Here is a 15,729-nt window from a genome sequence, read left to right as displayed (position 1 = left end):
GGATCTGCGTCCCGTCCGCCGACGCGGCCCCGTCCACATCCACGCACTTGCCACCGATACCCGTGATCACACCCTCACGAGGACCGGAGGTGCCGGAGGTGGTGACGGTGAATTCGTCCACGTCGAAGAGGGCCCCGCTGCCGCCCTTGAAGACGAGGTGGAGCGTGGTGGTGCCCGCCGGGCGGTCGGTCAGGTTCGTGGACACGTCCTGGAACGTCTCCCAGCTGCCGGTCACGGGGACGGCCACGGAACCGAGCAGGGTGCCGGTGGGCGAGCCCGCGCGCACCTCGAGCGTGCCACCGGCACCGGCGGACGAGACGCGGGCGGTCAGCTTGGTGGCGTTGTCGAGAGCGTAGGGCTTGAAGGAGATCCAGTCGCCGTTCTCGATGTTGCCCACGGTCTTGCCGCCGTGGGCCGCGGCGTGACTGACGACCGACACCCCGGCGGAACCCCCGTAGTGCTCGGCCTGGCGGTGGCTGGGCTGGCTGATGTGCTCGTCGTGCGTGGTGAGAGCGGGCTGCCCGTTCGCTCCCTTGTCGGTGTATTCCGCGTCCCACACGCCGAAGATGTTCGCGTTGGGGTCGTGCTCACCGTCGGCGATGGTCTGTACGGTGCCGGAGCAGCCGGTCGCAGAGGTCTGCGGGTGGCCGTGGCTGTCGTGGCCGACGATGAAGGTGACCTTGACCTTCGAGCAGTCGATGGTGCCGTCCTCCGGGTCGCTGACGGTCACCTTGAACGGCACCGCCGCACCGGGGTCGATGATCCGGCCGTCCAGGGGCAGTTCCAGCTTCACCGTGGGCGCGGTGTTGCCCACCGTCACGGTGACGGAGGCGGTCGCCGTCCGGCCGGTGCCGTCGGAGACCGTCAGCTCCGCGCTGTACTGACCATTGGCGGTGTAGGTGTGCGCCGGGCTGGCCGACGTCGAGGTGCCCCCGTCACCGAACTTCCAGGCGTAGGACAGCGGGTCGCCGTCGGGGTCGGAGGTTCCCGCCGAGGAGAACTTCACGGCGAGCGGGGACGTGCCCGAGGTGCGGTCGGCCGAGGCCTGGGCGAGCGGGGACCGGCCGCCGCTGACGTTCTCGATGCGGTAGACCGCGCTGTTCTCGTCCCCGTTGAAGTAGCCGGTGCCGTAATCGAGCACGTACAGCGCACCGTCCGGGCCGAAGGTCATGTCCATGACCTGAGTGCCTTGCCAGGGGAAGGCGTTGATGGACTGTACGGTGCCGTCGCCGGTCTGTTCGATGCGCTTGATCCACTTGCGGCCGAACTCGCCCGCGAAGAAGTCCCCGTCGTAGCCCTCGGGGAACTTGACCTCGGAGGTCGAGGCCGCGTCGTAGTGGTAGACCGGACCGCCCATGGGCGACTCCGAGCCGCTGCCGAACTCCGGTACCGAGCCGCCGTCGTACGGGATCCAGGCGGGCTGGACCGGGGGGAGGTCGGTGAGGCCGGTGTTGTTCGGTGAGGTGTTCCTGGGCGCGGAGCAGGAGAACGCGGAGCCGGACGTCGAGGTGGCGAAGTTGTAGTCGACGTAGGCGTTGTTCTTGCCGGTGCAGTAGGGCCAGCCGTAGTTGCCGGCCTTGGTGATGCGGTTGAACTCGACCTGCCCGGCGGGCCCGCGGGTGGCGCTCGATGTACCCGCGTCGGGGCCGTAGTCGCCCAGGTAGACCGTGCCGGTGGGCTTGTCGACGGTCATCCGGAAGGGGTTCCGGAAGCCCATGGCGTAGATCTCGGGCCTGGTCTTCGCGGTGCCGGGGGCGAAGAGGTTGCCCGCCGGGACGGAGTAGCCTCCGTCGGCGTTGACCTTGATCCGCAGGACTTTGCCCCGCAGGTCGTTGGTATTGCCGGCCGAGCGCTGGGCGTCGTATGCGGGGTTGCGGGTGGGCCGCTCGTCGATCGGCGTGTAGCCGTCGGAGGCGAAGGGATTGCTGTCGTCGCCGGTGGAGAGGTACAGGTTGCCCTGGGCGTCGAAGTCGATGTCGCCGCCGACGTGGCAGCAGAGCCCGCGGCTCGCGGGGACGTCCAGGACCTTCTTCTCGCTGGCGGCGTCCAGGGTGCCGTCGGTCTTCAGGACGAATCGGGAGAGCCGGTTGACGCCGTCGAAGGGGGCGAAGTCGGCTGTCGAGCCGTCCGCGGGGGCATCCCCGGAGGGGGTGGTGAGCTTCGGGGCGTAGTAGAGGTAGACGAAGCGGTTCGTGGTGAAGGCGGGGTCGACGCCGACGCCCTGGAGGCCTTCCTCGTCGTGCGAGTAGACGTCCAGCTTGCCGGCGACCTTGGTGGCGCCGGCCGCGTCGGTGAGGCGCAGGGTGCCGTCCCTTGAGGTGTGCAGGACCGACCGGTTCGGCAGGACGGCGAGCGTCATCGGCTCGCCGGTCTCGGCCACCCCCTTGGCGAGGGTGACCTGCTGGAACACGGGGTCCGCGGCAGCCGCTTGGGCCGGGCCCTGCTGGACGGTGAGGGCGCCTGCGGCAGCCAGCAGGGTGCCGGCGAGCGCCGCGAGGGGTCGGGTGAGTCTCCTGTGCACGCGCATCCTCCGTGAGTGAACGGGACTGGGGGGTCTCGCTACAGGCGCGCGCCGTCGCGCCGGGAACACGGGCGCCCTGGGAGGGAGTTGGGCGAACGCATCCTTGTCATCCGGTACAGACCAGGAAGGTAATGGCTTTTCCATCAACCAGAAACCCCTTTGACACGTCAGACCCGAACTTTTCTCCGTGGGGGGACAAAGTGCCGGGTGTTCAGAAGCCCGCCCCAACTCCGTTGCCAGGTACACCGGTTCCCGGTGCGTCGCATGCCCGCGCACCACCCGGGAGAGGGTCGATCGCGCCCCCGCCCACCTTCCAGGCCACTGCACATGACGAGTCCGAGCGTGCGGGACGCCCCGGCGGCACTCGCCCCCGCCACCGCCGCGGAGGGCGGCGAGCAGGTGCGGCCGATCCGTTGACGTGGCCATGCGGCCTGGCTAGTTTCAGGGAGCGCTCTCCCTCGGCCGGGAGAGCATCCCCCACCGCGACCAAACGTTTCGGGAGCCTCCCCCCATGAAGCCACTCAGGTCCGTTCAGACGGCGTTGCTCGCCACGCTGACAACGTTGTCTCCCCTCCTTCTCTGCGGGATGTCGGCGCCCTCCGCCGCCGCGGCGCCCGCAGCCGTGTGCAACACGTACTGCGATGCGCGTGACCCGGCGTCGAGCGCCCAGGATCGCGTCCCCGTCACCGCTTCGGTCTCCGGAAGATCGGTGGCGCTGCACTTCGACGACGGCGACGCGATGGGCTGGGCATCCATCGACAACGGCGGCTCCGCCGACCGTGTGTGGCTGGACCGGTCCATGGACGGTGGCCGGACCTGGGACGGAGGAAGCCGCCTCGGCGACACCGCTGTCCCCTCCGGAGGTACGGGCTGGCGCACGCAGATGTACAACGTCGACGACTGGAACACGAAGGGCGTCGGAGCCCTTCGGGCCTGTGGCCAGCCGGCCGGCGGCGCCATCGCGTGCACGCCCTGGGCTCGGACCACCTGGAACGCGGGCAGCCGGAGCACCGCGGCAGCCACCGCGCTCATGATGTCGTACGACCGGAACAGCAAGCTCTTCGGCGGCAACGGCTGGTGGACCGCCGCCAACGCCCTGACCGCGATCATCGACAACAGCCGGATCAGCGGCATGGGCAGCTACACCTACGCCATCGCCGAGACGTACGACAGGAACATCAACGCGCAGGGAGGGCAGTTCCGCAACGAGTACCTCGACGACACGGGGTGGTGGGGCCTGGCCTGGGTCGCCGCCTACGACGCGACCGGTGACAGCCGCTACCTGAACACCGCGCGGGCCGACGCGGACCACATGCACGCGAACTGGAACAACACCTGTGGCGGCGGGGTGCGCTGGAACTCGAACGGCAACTACAAGAACGCCATCACCAACGAGCTGTACCTCCGCCTCACTTCGGCCCTGCACAACCGCATCCCCGGTGACACCACGTATCTGGACCGGGCGAAGAGCGAATGGAACTGGTTCCGGGGCAGCGGCATGATCAACGGTGACCGCATGATCAACGACGGTCTCACCGATGCCTGCGCCAACAACGGCCAGCCCACCTGGACCTACAACCAGGGCGTGATCCTGGGCGCGCTGACGGAGTTCCACAAGGCCACCGGTGACGCCGGCCTCCTGACGACCGCACGCGAACTGGCCGACGCCTCCACCAAGCGACTCGAAACGAACGGCGTTCTGCGCGAGCCCGGCGAGGGCGACAGCTGTACCGGAGACGGCCCCAGCTTCAAGGGTGCCTACGTCCGCGGCCTGGGCTACCTCAACCGCCAACTGTCCGACCACCCCTACACCCCCGCCCTCACCCGCTGGGCGAACAGCGCCTACGACCACGACCGCAACCCGCTCGACCAGTACGGCCCGCACTGGAGCGGCGGCAACGGCACCACCGACTACGGCTGCCAGCAGAGCGTCCTCGACCTCCTCAACGCCGCCACGGGCTGAGGAAGCGGGCACCAGCGCCCATGGAGCCGGACCATGTGGCGGTGCGACCCCGGCACGTGCGCACACGGCGCGCACGTGCCGGCACCGACGGGCACGGATGGGATCCCGATCAGCGCCGGTCAGCGCGGGAGTCAGCCCGGCCGCACCCGGTTCGCGACGTGTGACGCGCATGTGGGGCCCTCCACCAGGCGTGGGCGACAAATGGGCCGGGTCACACAGTTGTCGGTCCGCTCTGGACCGCATGTCTGCTGCCGCCTCATCCTGAGCAGCCCGACACGGACCGCTCACCGCTCTCCCGTCGTAGCCACGACACGAGCCCGTTGACGTGCGGCACCGTCGTCCCCTCTGCCGCCCTGGAGACCCCGTGACCAGCGCACATCCCTGGCACTCCACTCCCGCCGGTCCCGCACCGCACACCGCCCCGTTGGCCGGCGATCCGCCGGAGACGGCTCACCCGCCGACGGTTCCGCCCCCGATCTGCCGCCACACCGTCCGCATGATGGGCGGCTTCGTGCTGGTGACCGGCGTCAGCGCCACCGCAGGCACGGGTCTGCGCACGCCTGTCGCGGGACACCTGTCGATCGCCGTGCTCCTCCTCGTACTGCAGGCCGCGCTGACCGGATGGGCACTGCTCGGGCACGCCCTCCGCTGTCGCGGCGAGGACGCACCGCGGCGGCACTCGCTCGCCGAGCGGTTCCTCTCCGGTGACCGGGCGGCACGGTGAACGTCGTCGGCCCGACCGGAACCCAGCCGGTCGTGGAGATTCTCGTCGTCTTCGCCGGGCTGTGCGGGCTGCTCTGGCTGGCGACGGGCGTCGACCTGGACGATGCCGCGATGTTCGTGGGCGCGGACGACCGTCCTCAGAGCCCCTGGCAGAGCGGGCTGGCCCTCAGTGGCGAATGCCTGTCCACGGTCACGCTGTTGTCCCTCGTCAGCGCCATCGCGCTCACCGGGTACGACGGTCTCATGCTGGCGCTCGGAGGTGTGACGGTCTTGGTTCTCGTCGTGTTCGTCACCGCGAGACCGCTGCGAGCGGCCGGCGGGCACACACTCGGCGACGCTCTCTTCCAGCGACTCCCGGGCCGCAGTGTGCGCCTCGCTCTGGGCTTGGTGACCCTGGCCCTGTGCGTGCCCTACCTGGTCCTCCAGCTCACCTCCGTCGGGATGCTCGGCTCGTTCGTCCTCGGCAGCTCCGACGGTGCGGTCAGATCCACCTGCATCGCCGTCGCCGGAGTGCTGATGATCTCCCTGGCCGTCAGCGGCGGGATTCGCGGCACGGCACACGTCCAATCCGTCAAGGTCGTGCTGCTTCTGGTGGTGATGACGGTCGTGGCCGTTGCGGTCCTGCACCGCTTCGGCTGGTCGTCCACGCGCCTGTGGGCGGCCGCGGTGCAGGGCAGCGGTCTCGAGGACGCGCTCCTCGCCCCAGGGGCGCAGCACCGCGGCGACTCCCTGGGCATGCTGAACCGACTCGGCCAGTCGATGGTCCTGGCCTCCGGCGGGCAACTGTTCGGCCTGGCACTGGGAGGTGTGGCCGTCGCGGCCCTCGGCCCGCACCGGGCACTCTCGGTCAGCGCCGCCCTCGACCTCGGCTGCGCCCTCACCATCCGAATCCGGCTACCCCGATTGCGACCGGAACAGTTCGACGGCACACCCGGCAGCGCCCGGGGCGCTAGCGGGACCGTCCGCACGAGCCTGCACGGCACCCGCCTGCTGCTGCGCGAACGTACGGTACGCCGACTGATCCTGGCCCAATGGCTACCACCCGCGTGCGTAGCGGGCGCGGAAGGCCTGATCGTGGCCTACGCCGGAGGACGCCACTTCGCACCTGGCTGGTACGCGGTGCTGATGGGCTGTCTGCCGGTCGGCATGCTTGTCGGTGACCTGCTGGTGGGCCGACTGCTACGCCGCCCTCCCGGGAGCGACTGGTGGTCCCGTTGACTGCGCTGACAGGGCTGCCTCTGGTCGGCTTCGCTACCGAGCCCGGAGTGGGCGTCTCGTCCTGCCTGCTGCTCAGCGGCTTCGGTTTCGCCTACGCTCTCGGCCTGCAACGGCCATTCCTGGACGCCCTGCCGCAGGACGGCCAGGGTCAGGCCTTCGGTCTGCTCGGCTCCGGCAGCATGACGCTGCAGGGCGTCGGGCCGGCCTGCTTCGGCTCGATGGCCGCAAGCATCGGAACAGGCGGCGCAATCGCCCTGGCAGGCGGCGCGGCGGTGCTCACCGTCGGCTGGATTCTCACCTGGCGCCCGCCCGCCTCCCCGGTCCCCGCCCCGAACTACCCAACCGGAACGGAGAACGGCACCGAACAGCATGCGTGCAGTTCTCTCGCACGGTAGCCGGCGCAGGCCGGACCGGCCGCGAGCCGTCACACACCCCGCCCCCACGGCTCCCTGACAGGCGGTCACTCCCGATCGGTCATTGTCCGAGGACTCCTGAGTCCCGGCTCTGCCGGCGGTTGCGGACCACGTACGGGATGCTGAGACCACGAACAGCCCACGAAAGGTTCATGCCGCATGATCGACCAATTCGCGAAGGACAACCTGCACGGGAGACTGCGGCGGGACCGAGAGGCGCTGCTCTGGAAACTCGACGGCCTGTCCGAATACGACGCCCGCCGACCTCTGACGGCGACCGGGACCAACCTCCTCGGCCTGGTCAAACACGTGGCCACCGTCGAGGCCAGGTACTTCGGCGAGGTCTTCGACCGCCCCTCCCCGGAACGGCTGCCCCGGTGGCAGGACCACGACGGCGGCGATCTGTGGGCGACCGAGGACGAGACCCGCGATCAGATCATCGAGTTCTACCGGCGTTCGTGGGAACACTCGGACGCGACGATCGACGCGCTTCCTCTCGACGCCCCCGGCCACGTGCCGTGGTGGCCGGAGCCTCATTCCCACACGAACCTGTTCGCCGTCATGGTCCACGTCCTCGGCGAGTCCATCCGGCATGCCGGGCACGCCGACATCCTGCGCGAGGGGCTCGACGGCCGGACCGGGCTGCGCCCCGAACACGAGAAGCAGATCGACGAGGCAGCCCGTGCCGCCCATCGCGCGAAGATCGAGCGCGCCGCCAGGTCGGCCGCATCGATCAGGGCTGAGGCGGACCCATCGGGCAGCCTGACATCAGCTTCCCTACCGGCGCTTGCGATGACGGCTGAGAGCGCGGCGAACCCGAAGAGGCCGGTCAGTAACGGCTGACGTCGCGCCGCCCGACCCACCCACAACGCCGATGGCCCTCCCGCACCGAACACTGGTGCTGGCCAGTGGTCATGACGGGTCTCCTCGCCGGTGGAGTCTCCCTGGAAAGATTTCCGGAGCCGACTACCAAGCGGGAGAGGGAAACTCGATTCCAGGCACGTAGCCCGAGGGTGCCGTCGGCCCTGCGGTGACCCTGCGTCGGTAAGCCGTGCAGCCGTGATAGCTGAAGGGTCCGGGCGGTGGGCTGCCTGTTGCCGTTCAGACGGGTCCGCGGACCGCACCAAGTCAGCACGGGAGTCAGCACCGCCCCACTGAATCATGGCGAACCGTGCAACTCGGACAGCCCCCTCCAGGCCCGCTCGATGCGACGAATTCGGCTCCCGGTCACGTCCCCGTAGCGCCCGCCCGCACCCCCGCCACCCGAACTATGGTGTCCCGCCACATACGCCCCTGACCTGCCCCTTCCTACGGTATGGCGACACGTCCCGTCCCCGCCCACCGCCCACCGCCCGGAAGTGGTACCCATGGCCGAACCGGCATCCGCTCCCCCACCCGCCTCCAACCTCCGGCGCATCGTCGCCGCCAGCCTCATCGGCACGACCATCGAGTGGTACGACTTCTTCCTGTACGGATCAGCGGCCGCCCTGGTCTTCAACAAGCTCTTCTTTCCCGACTCCGAGCCGCTGGTCGGCACCCTCCTGTCCTTCCTCACGTACGCGGTCGGCTTCGCCGCACGGCCTATCGGCGCCCTGGTGTTCGGGCACTACGGCGACCGGCTCGGGCGCAAGAAGCTGCTGGTGCTCAGCCTGCTGATGATGGGCGGGGCCACGTTCGCGATCGGGCTCCTGCCGACGCACGCCACCGTCGGCGTCGCCGCTCCGGTACTGCTCACCGTGTTGCGGCTGGTGCAGGGTTTCGCCCTCGGCGGCGAATGGGGCGGGGCCGTGCTGCTGGTGTCGGAGCACGGGGATGCGAAGCGCCGCGGCTTCTGGGCCTCGTGGCCGCAGACCGGTGCGCCGGCCGGTCAGTTGCTCGCCACCGGGGTGCTCTCCGCGCTCACCGCGCTCATGTCGGACTCGTCCTTCGAGGCCTGGGGCTGGCGCATCCCCTTCCTGCTCTCCGGCGTACTGGTCATGGTCGGTTTGTGGATTCGTCTGTCTGTCGATGAATCGCCGTTGTTCAAGGCGGCGCTGGCACAGGCCGAGGAGCGCAGAGCCGCCTCCGGGACGACGGAGAAGATGCCCGTGGTGGCCGTGCTGCGGCACCACTGGCGCGATGTGCTGATCGCCATGGGCGCCAGGATGGCGGAGAACATCAGCTACTACGTCATCACGGCGTTCATCCTCGTCTACGCGACCACAGCGGCCGATCTGAGCAAGCAGACGGCCCTCAACGCCGTCCTCATCGCCTCGGCGATCCACTTCGCCGTCATCCCGCTGTGGGGTGCGCTGTCGGACCGGGTAGGGCGCAGGCCGGTCTACCTGGTCGGCGCCGTCGGGGTCGGCCTCTGGATGTTCCCGTTCTTCGCGCTGATCGACAGCCGGAGCTTCTGGAGCCTGCTGCTCGCCGTCACCGTCGGGCTGTTCTTCCACGGGGCGATGTACGCACCGCAGGCGGCGTTCTTCTCCGAGCTGTTCGCGACCCGGATGCGGTACTCGGGCGCGTCGATCGGCGCCCAGTTCTCGTCCGTCGCGGCCGGTGCCCCGGCGCCGCTCATCGCCACGGCGCTGCTCGCCGACTACGACAGTTCGACGCCGATCGCCCTCTATGTGATCGTCGCTGCGCTCATCACCGTGCTGGCCGTCGTCTGCGCCAAGGAGACCAGGCACCGGGATTTGGCGGACGTCGATGCGGGCGCCGGCCAGGCCGCGCCCGCGGAAGAGAAGGCAGATGCCGCACACCTGGCCGGGTAGCGGCTGATCCGCAGTGGTCGAGGGGCCGGGTGGCCGCGTGAACAGCCGCCCGGCCCCTCCCTCACGTCTGCGGGGCGGTGGACTCGAACCAGGTGGGGCCGTCGGTCAGCGACTGCTTGATCCTGAAGAGCGCGAACTCGTGCAGGGGCGGCAGCGCGTCGACGTGGAACCAGCCCACCTCGAGCGACTCGTCGTCGTTGACCCGGGCCGTGCCTCCGGTGGCGCGGCAGCGGAAGGTGATGTCCAGGTACTGGCAGCGGTCGCCGTTCTCGTACTGCATGGCCGGCAGGGCCTGGGTGAGCACCACCCGCTCCGCCACGCAGTGCACGGCCGTCTCCTCGTACACCTCGCGCTCCGCCGTCGTCGCGGGCTGCTCCCCGGGCTCGGAGATGCCTCCGATCACCGACCACTTGCCGGTGTCGGCGCGTCGCCCGAGCAGCACTCTGCCCTCGTCGTCGAAGACGACGGCGCTGACGCCGGGCAGCAGGAGCAACTGGTGACCCGCGGTGGCGCGGATCTCGCGGATGAAGTCAGGAGTGGCCATGCGACGACCCTACGTGGCGCGTCAGGGGGTGCGTCGGGCGCGCACCGCCCGCGTCGTCACCCAGCCGAGGCCGATCACCGCGAGCAGGGACAGCAGTCCTTCGGGGAGCGGGCCCATCCGGGTCGCCGGCGTCAGTGAGGAGCGCAGCGGCACCTCGTCCACCAGGGCGTCCGGCGTGAACATCTTTGTCTTCCGGACGATGGTGCCGTCCGGGCGGATCACCGCGCTCACCCCGCTGGTGACCGGGACGACCACGGAGCGGCTGTGCTCGACCGCGCGTACCCGGGACATGGCGAGCTGCTGGTAGGTCATCTCGCTGCGGCCGAAGGTGGCGTTGTTGCTGGGGACGGCGATCATCTGGGCGCCGTGCTCGACCGTGTCGCGCACGGCGTCGTCGAACGCGGCCTCGTAGCAGGTGACCAGACCGACGTCGGTGCCCGCCAGGTCGAAGACGCCGACCTTCTTGCCGGGTCCGAAGTCGCGCTGCACCCGGTCGACGTCCGAGCTGAAGATGCGCACGAAGGACCGCATCGGCATGTACTCGCCGAACGGCTGGATGTGGCGCTTGTCGTACGTGGCCACGGGCCCCTTGTCCGGGTCCCACTGGATGAGGGTGTTGCGCAGGGCGCCGGTGTCGGGTTCGACGACCGCGCCGACCACGGTCGGCACGCCGATCGCCTTCACCGCGTCGTCGATGACGATCCTCGCGTCGGCGTTGCGGTAGGGGTCGAGGTCGGAGGAGTTCTCGGGCCACAGGACGAAGTCCGGCTGCGGGACCTTGCCCGCCTTGACGTCCCGGGCGAGCTGCTCGGTGCGGTTGGCATGGTTGTCCAGGACGGCGCGGCGCTGGGAGTTGAAGTCGAGTCCGAGCCGCGGCACGTTGCCCTGGATCGCGGCGACGGTCGCGGTGCCGTTCTCGGCGGAGTCGTCCACCAGGGGCAGCGACGCGAGGGCCGCGGCGACGGGTACCAGGACGGCGGCCGCGGTCGCAGCGGCGGCGATCCGGGGCAGTTCACCCGTGGCGCGGTGGATACGGAAGCGGCGGACCGCCTCGAAGAGGCCGAAGCCGCACAGCACCACGGCGAAGGACAGGAGCGGGGTGCCGCCCAGGGCCGCGAGCGGCAGGAAGATGCTGTCGGCCTGCCCGAAGGCGATCTTGCCCCAGGGGAATCCGCCGAACGGCACCCTGGCCCGGAGCGCCTCGTCGAGCGTCCAGACGGCGGCCGCCCACAGTGGCCAGCCGGCGAGGCGGGACACGGCGGAGATGCCGATGCAGCCCACGGCGATGAACAGCGCCTCGGCCGCGGCGAGGGCCAGCCATGGCACCGGCCCGACCTCTTCGCCGGTCCAGTGCAGCAGCGGCAGCATGAAGCCGAGGCCGGCGAGCAGACCGAGGCCGAACGCGGCCCGGAACCTGCGCTCGAACAGCACCCAGCCCAGCAGCGCGAACCCGGGCAGGACCAGCCACCACAGGGGCCGGGGCGGGAAGCTCGCATACAGCAGCACCCCGGAGAGCACGGCGGCGGCGGGCCGTGCGAGGCGCGACAGCAGGCGCCGGGCCCGGGGGGCGGAATCAGGCATCTGCGGGTCGCCGACCTGGGCGATGGTGGTGCTCACCCGGCGGAGTCTACGGTGGCGGGCCGACACCGGGGAGCCCGTCCCGGTGCCGGAATCCTTCCCGCCGGATCGTTTCTCCGCATCTCCTGCACATATGGGCGCCGTGCCCGTTAATCTGTGCGCCAGTCCCCCGCCGACCGGGCCGTATCCGGCCCTCGCGAACGGGACGGTCACAGGCCGGGGGACGGACGTGATGGCTGAACCAGCAGGGCGGCGGCCCGAGGGCGGCAACGCGTCGGACGGTGCCGGCGCTCTCATTCTCGCCGCCTGTGCGATCTGGTCACTGATCAGCGCGGCCGGTCGCGAGACGCGGCCCGAAGGGGTGCTGCTCGCGCTGCTCGCCGTCGCGGCGGGTTTCGCCTGCGGGCGCATCTGCGGAACGCTGCTGCCGGTGGCCGCCGCGAGCTTCGCCGCCCTGGCCGCTCTCGTCATGGCGATGGTCTGGCGCCACGGCATGCCCGGCGCGACGTCAGCCGCGGAAACCGCCCCCGGGCACACCGGTGCGGCAGCCTCGCTGCTGGTGCTGGCGGCCGGTGCTGCCTGCTGCGCGGCTGCCGCGGCCCGACGGGAGTCGCTGCGGTTCACTCTGCGCCTGCTGGCTCTCGGCACGGCCTGCGCCGCGCTGGGGCTCGGTTCCGTCGCCGGGTTCGCGGCGGCGATCGGCGTCCTGCTCTGTTCCCTGGCGGCGGCCAGGATGCGCAGCCGGCTGCTGGGTCTCGCCGGTCTGGCGTTGGCTGCCTGCCTGATGGGTGTCGTGACCTGGGCGGTGGCCGAGGACGCCCTGCCCGACGGCCTCATGATCTCCCTCGAGGGCCAGCTGACCAGTAACCGGGTGCAGCTGTGGCAGGACGCCGCGCGGCTGGCCGAGGAGCACCCGGCTCTCGGCATCGGCCCGGACCGCTTCGCCGAGCTGAGCCCGACCGCGCAGCAGACCCTCGGTTCGGACGGCAAGCCGCACTCGGCGGCGCTGCAGCAGGCGGCGGAGCAGGGAGTGGTGGGAGTGGTACTGCTGGCAGCCGCGTTCGGCTGGCTGCTGTACGTGTTGTGGCGCTCGCCGCGCAGCACCGCGGTCGCCCTGACCGCCGGGGCGGCGCTCACGGCACTGGCGGCGTTGGCGAGTGTCGGCAACGCTCTGAGTTTCACTCCGGTGACGGCGGGGGCGGGTCTGCTCGCCGGGCTGGCGTCGGCCAGGCGGCCGATCGAGGCGGGCGGTCACGGCGGGACGCGGTCGTTACGCGGCAGTGACGGCGTGCCCGCGCACCACCCGCAGGCCGGCCGGGCCGGGCTGTGAACAGGCCGGGCCGGGCCGCAGTGCCCGGCGGTCAGGCCCCGGCCGGTGTGCCGGTGGACGGCAGGTGCAGGCGGTCGCGGATGAACCGGGCTCCTGCCTCCGCGTCGTCGACCGTGACCGTGAAGGTCCTGCCGTCGCCGAGCCTGAGCACCAGACCCTCGCCCCGGCGCACGACGACGGCCGTGCCCTGCTCGGGGCGCCAGCGGTAGCCCCAGCCGCCCCACTGCCGGGGGGTGACCTGGGGAGTGAACTCCGCGGCCACCACATGCGTGAGCAGGATCCGGCGGCGCGGCAGGCCCATGTGGCCGCAGCGCACTTCCAGGGCGTCGCCGTCGACGCGGACCGCCACGTTCACGAACGCGAGGGTGCCGAACAGCATGAGCAGTCCGGCGGCCATGCAGCCGATCACCGACATCAGCAGCGGGGCGATGCCTGAGGTCCAGGTGGAGCTGACGGCGAGCTGGATGCCGAGCGCCAGACAGGCGGCGCCGGCAGCCGCGAGCACCCACTGGGTCCGGTTGGTGGCCCGGCCGGTCCAGACCGCGGTGTGGGTCTCGGCACCGGTTCGCGTCGGTTTTCGGGGGTGGTCCTCCATGCCAAGCAGCGTACTGAAGAATCCGCGCGACGGGACGGGTCCGACGGCCCCGCCGGGTTGCCGGACGGTCAGCGGGCGGAGCTGACTGCGGCGAGCCTGCGCCCTTCCTGGTAGGCCAGGGCGGCTTCCGGGAGCCCGGCCGGGCGCCCCCCGAGCAGGACGACGAGTCCGGCGGAGGGTTCGGCCGACGGAGCGGGCTCGGCCCCGATCCGGCGCAGGGCCTGCGCGGCGACGGCGCCGGCGGACCCGTGCAGGACGAGGGGCGGACGGCCGGGCTGCTGGACGGCGTCGCGGATGCGTTCGGCGACCAGTTCGTAGTGGGTGCAGCCCAGCACGACGGCCTGCGCATCGGGCGGTGTGAGCGCGGCGGCCGCGGCCAGGGCCTTCTGGATCCCGGCCTCGTCCGCGTGCTCGACGGCGTCGGCCAGGCCGGGGCAGGGCACCTCGGTCAGGGCCGCGGAACCGCCGAAGTCGCGGATCAGTCCGCGCTGGTACGGGCTGCCGGTGGTGAGCGGGGTGGCCCAGATCGCGACCGTGCCGCCGGCTGCGGCGGCCGGCTTGATCGCGGGGACGGTGCCGATGACCGGCAGCCCGGGTTCCAGCTCGGCCCGGAGCGCGTCCAGCGCGCGCACGGAGGCCGTGTTGCAGGCGACGATCAGCGCGTCGGGCCGGTGCTCCGCGGCCGCCCGGGCGACCGCCAGGGCGCGGGCCGTGACGTCCTCGGGCGTGCGGGGGCCCCAGGGCATGCTGGCGGGGTCCGACGAGAGCACCAGATCGGCGTCCGGCCTCAGCCGGCGTACTGCGGCGGCGGCGGCGAGCAGGCCGATTCCGGAGTCCATGAGCGCGATCTTCACCCGGTCACCATAGTCGACCGCCCTTGCGGTCCCTGTGGAGTGGGGCAGACTTCGGCCAATGAGCGCCGTTGCCTGGATCGCCGTGGTTTCGCTTGTCGCGTGGGTGTGGCTGTTGCTGGGCCAGGGATTCTTCTGGCGCACCGACCAGCGGCTGCCGAGCCGCGCGGCCCCGGCCCACTGGCCCTCCGTCGCCATCGTGGTGCCCGCGCGGGACGAGGCCGACATGCTTCCGGTGAGCCTGCCTTCGCTGCTGGCGCAGGACTATCCGGGACACGCCGAGGTCTTCCTGGTGGACGACTGCAGCAAGGACGGTACCGGCGCCGTCGCCCGTGAGCTGTCCGTACGGTGCGCGGGGCTGCCGGTCACCGTGGTGTCTCCCGGGGAGCCCGAGCCCGGCTGGACGGGCAAGCTCTGGGCCGTCCGGCACGGGATCGCGCTCGCCCGGTCCCGTGAGCCCGAGTACCTGCTGCTCACGGACGCCGACATCGCGCACGAGCCGGACAGTCTGCGAAAGCTGGTGGCGGCCGCGGGGGCGGGCGGCTTCGACCTGGTCTCGCAGATGGCGCGGCTGAGGGTGGAGAGCGTCTGGGAGCGGCTGGTCGTACCGGCCTTCGTCTACTTCTTCTCGCAGCTGTATCCGTTCCGGTGGGTGAACCGGGCGGGGACGCGGACGGCGGCCGCCGCAGGCGGCTGCGTGCTGCTGCGGACCGAGGCCGCGGTACGGGCGCGCGTTCCGGAGTCGATCCGGCAGGCGGTGATCGACGACGTGTCCCTTGCGCGGGCGGTGCAGCGCAGCGGCGGAAGGATCTGGCTGGGGCTCGCGGAGCGGGTGGACAGCGTGCGGCCGTATCCGCGCCTGGCCGACCTGTGGCGCATGGTCTCGCGGAGCGCGTACGCCCAGCTGCGGCACAGTCCGCTGGTGCTGCTCGGTACGGTGCTCGGCCTCGCGGTCATCTACCTGGCCCCGCCCGTGACCCTCGTGGCGGGACTGCTGGGCGGCGACCGGCCGGCGGCGTGGGCCGGGGGCGCGGCCTGGGCCGTGATGGCCGGCACGTACATGCCGATGCTGGGGTACTACCGGCAGTCGCTGTGGCTCGCTCCACTGCTGCCGTTCACCGCGCTGCTGTACCTGCTGATGACGGTCGACTCGGCGGTCCAGCACTACCGCGGCCGCGGTGCGGCCTGGAAGGGGCGTACGTACGCCCGTCCCGAGGCCGCACCGGATCAGTGACCT

General features: G+C 71.2%; 11 protein-coding genes and 2 pseudogenes. 8 read left to right on the top strand and 5 right to left on the bottom strand.

Features of this window, described 5'->3' with window-relative positions; translation table 11 throughout:
- Positions 1-2,521 (bottom strand): PQQ-dependent sugar dehydrogenase (locus tag ABZ434_RS30790; protein ID WP_359143443.1); only part of this gene is annotated, 2,521 nt, incomplete at its 3' end.
- A gap of 586 nt (positions 2,522-3,107) precedes the next feature.
- Here ABZ434_RS30790 and ABZ434_RS30785 point away from each other — a divergent pair.
- The 6 genes and pseudogenes from ABZ434_RS30785 (at position 3,108) to ABZ434_RS30760 (ending at position 9,594) form a co-directional block, all read left to right on the top strand.
- Entirely contained in the window at positions 3,108-4,484 is a 1,377-nt protein-coding gene (locus ABZ434_RS30785) for a glycoside hydrolase family 76 protein (protein WP_359143448.1), read from the top strand.
- Positions 4,485-4,848: 364 nt separating this feature from the next.
- Entirely contained in the window at positions 4,849-5,208 is a 360-nt protein-coding gene (locus ABZ434_RS30780) for a hypothetical protein (RefSeq protein ID WP_359143440.1), read from the top strand.
- Between the two features lie 110 nt (positions 5,209-5,318).
- Positions 5,319-5,861, top strand: a pseudogene (locus ABZ434_RS30775) (cation acetate symporter); the annotation flags it as partial.
- 93 nt (positions 5,862-5,954) lie between these two features.
- Positions 5,955-6,820 (top strand): annotated as a pseudogene (locus ABZ434_RS30770) (MFS transporter); the annotation flags it as partial.
- 177 nt (positions 6,821-6,997) lie between these two features.
- Positions 6,998-7,681: a DinB family protein gene (locus ABZ434_RS30765; RefSeq protein WP_359143437.1), complete on the top strand. Its 684-nt coding sequence runs from the start codon at positions 6,998-7,000 to the stop codon at positions 7,679-7,681.
- A gap of 524 nt (positions 7,682-8,205) precedes the next feature.
- The gene (locus ABZ434_RS30760; RefSeq protein ID WP_359143434.1) at positions 8,206-9,594 is read left to right on the top strand and encodes an MFS transporter; all 1,389 of its coding nucleotides are present in this window, start codon (positions 8,206-8,208) and stop codon (positions 9,592-9,594) included.
- A gap of 61 nt (positions 9,595-9,655) precedes the next feature.
- Here ABZ434_RS30760 and ABZ434_RS30755 read toward each other — a convergent pair whose 3' ends face one another.
- Entirely contained in the window at positions 9,656-10,138 is a 483-nt protein-coding gene (locus ABZ434_RS30755; RefSeq protein ID WP_359143431.1) for an NUDIX domain-containing protein, read from the bottom strand.
- 21 nt (positions 10,139-10,159) lie between these two features.
- Positions 10,160-11,755, bottom strand: coding sequence for an apolipoprotein N-acyltransferase (gene lnt, locus ABZ434_RS30750; protein WP_359143428.1), 1,596 nt, complete (start codon positions 11,753-11,755; stop codon positions 10,160-10,162).
- Positions 11,756-11,948: 193 nt separating this feature from the next.
- Between lnt and ABZ434_RS30745 the strand changes: the two genes are divergently transcribed.
- Positions 11,949-13,046, top strand: a complete 1,098-nt coding sequence (locus ABZ434_RS30745) for an O-antigen ligase family protein (RefSeq protein WP_359143425.1) — start codon at positions 11,949-11,951, stop codon at positions 13,044-13,046.
- A 31-nt stretch (positions 13,047-13,077) separates the two neighbouring features.
- Here ABZ434_RS30745 and ABZ434_RS30740 read toward each other — a convergent pair whose 3' ends face one another.
- Together ABZ434_RS30740 and ABZ434_RS30735 are read right to left on the bottom strand one after the other, a co-directional pair.
- Positions 13,078-13,641: a hypothetical protein gene (locus ABZ434_RS30740; protein WP_359143422.1), complete on the bottom strand. Its 564-nt coding sequence runs from the start codon at positions 13,639-13,641 to the stop codon at positions 13,078-13,080.
- A gap of 68 nt (positions 13,642-13,709) precedes the next feature.
- Positions 13,710-14,495 (bottom strand): aspartate/glutamate racemase family protein, encoded by a 786-nt coding sequence (locus ABZ434_RS30735; RefSeq protein ID WP_359143419.1) that lies wholly within the window; start codon positions 14,493-14,495, stop codon positions 13,710-13,712.
- Positions 14,496-14,553: 58 nt separating this feature from the next.
- On the opposite strand from ABZ434_RS30735, the gene ABZ434_RS30730 reads away from it, so the two are divergent.
- Positions 14,554-15,726: a glycosyltransferase gene (locus ABZ434_RS30730; protein ID WP_359143416.1), complete on the top strand. Its 1,173-nt coding sequence runs from the start codon at positions 14,554-14,556 to the stop codon at positions 15,724-15,726.
- The last annotated feature ends 3 nt before the right edge of the window (positions 15,727-15,729 follow it).

This window comes from Streptomyces sp. NPDC005761, from assembly GCF_040630635.1.
In the GTDB taxonomy this organism is placed as follows: domain Bacteria; phylum Actinomycetota; class Actinomycetes; order Streptomycetales; family Streptomycetaceae; genus Streptomyces.
The sequence above is the reverse complement of the archived record's forward strand: the minus strand, read 5'-3'. Positions and strand labels throughout refer to the sequence as shown.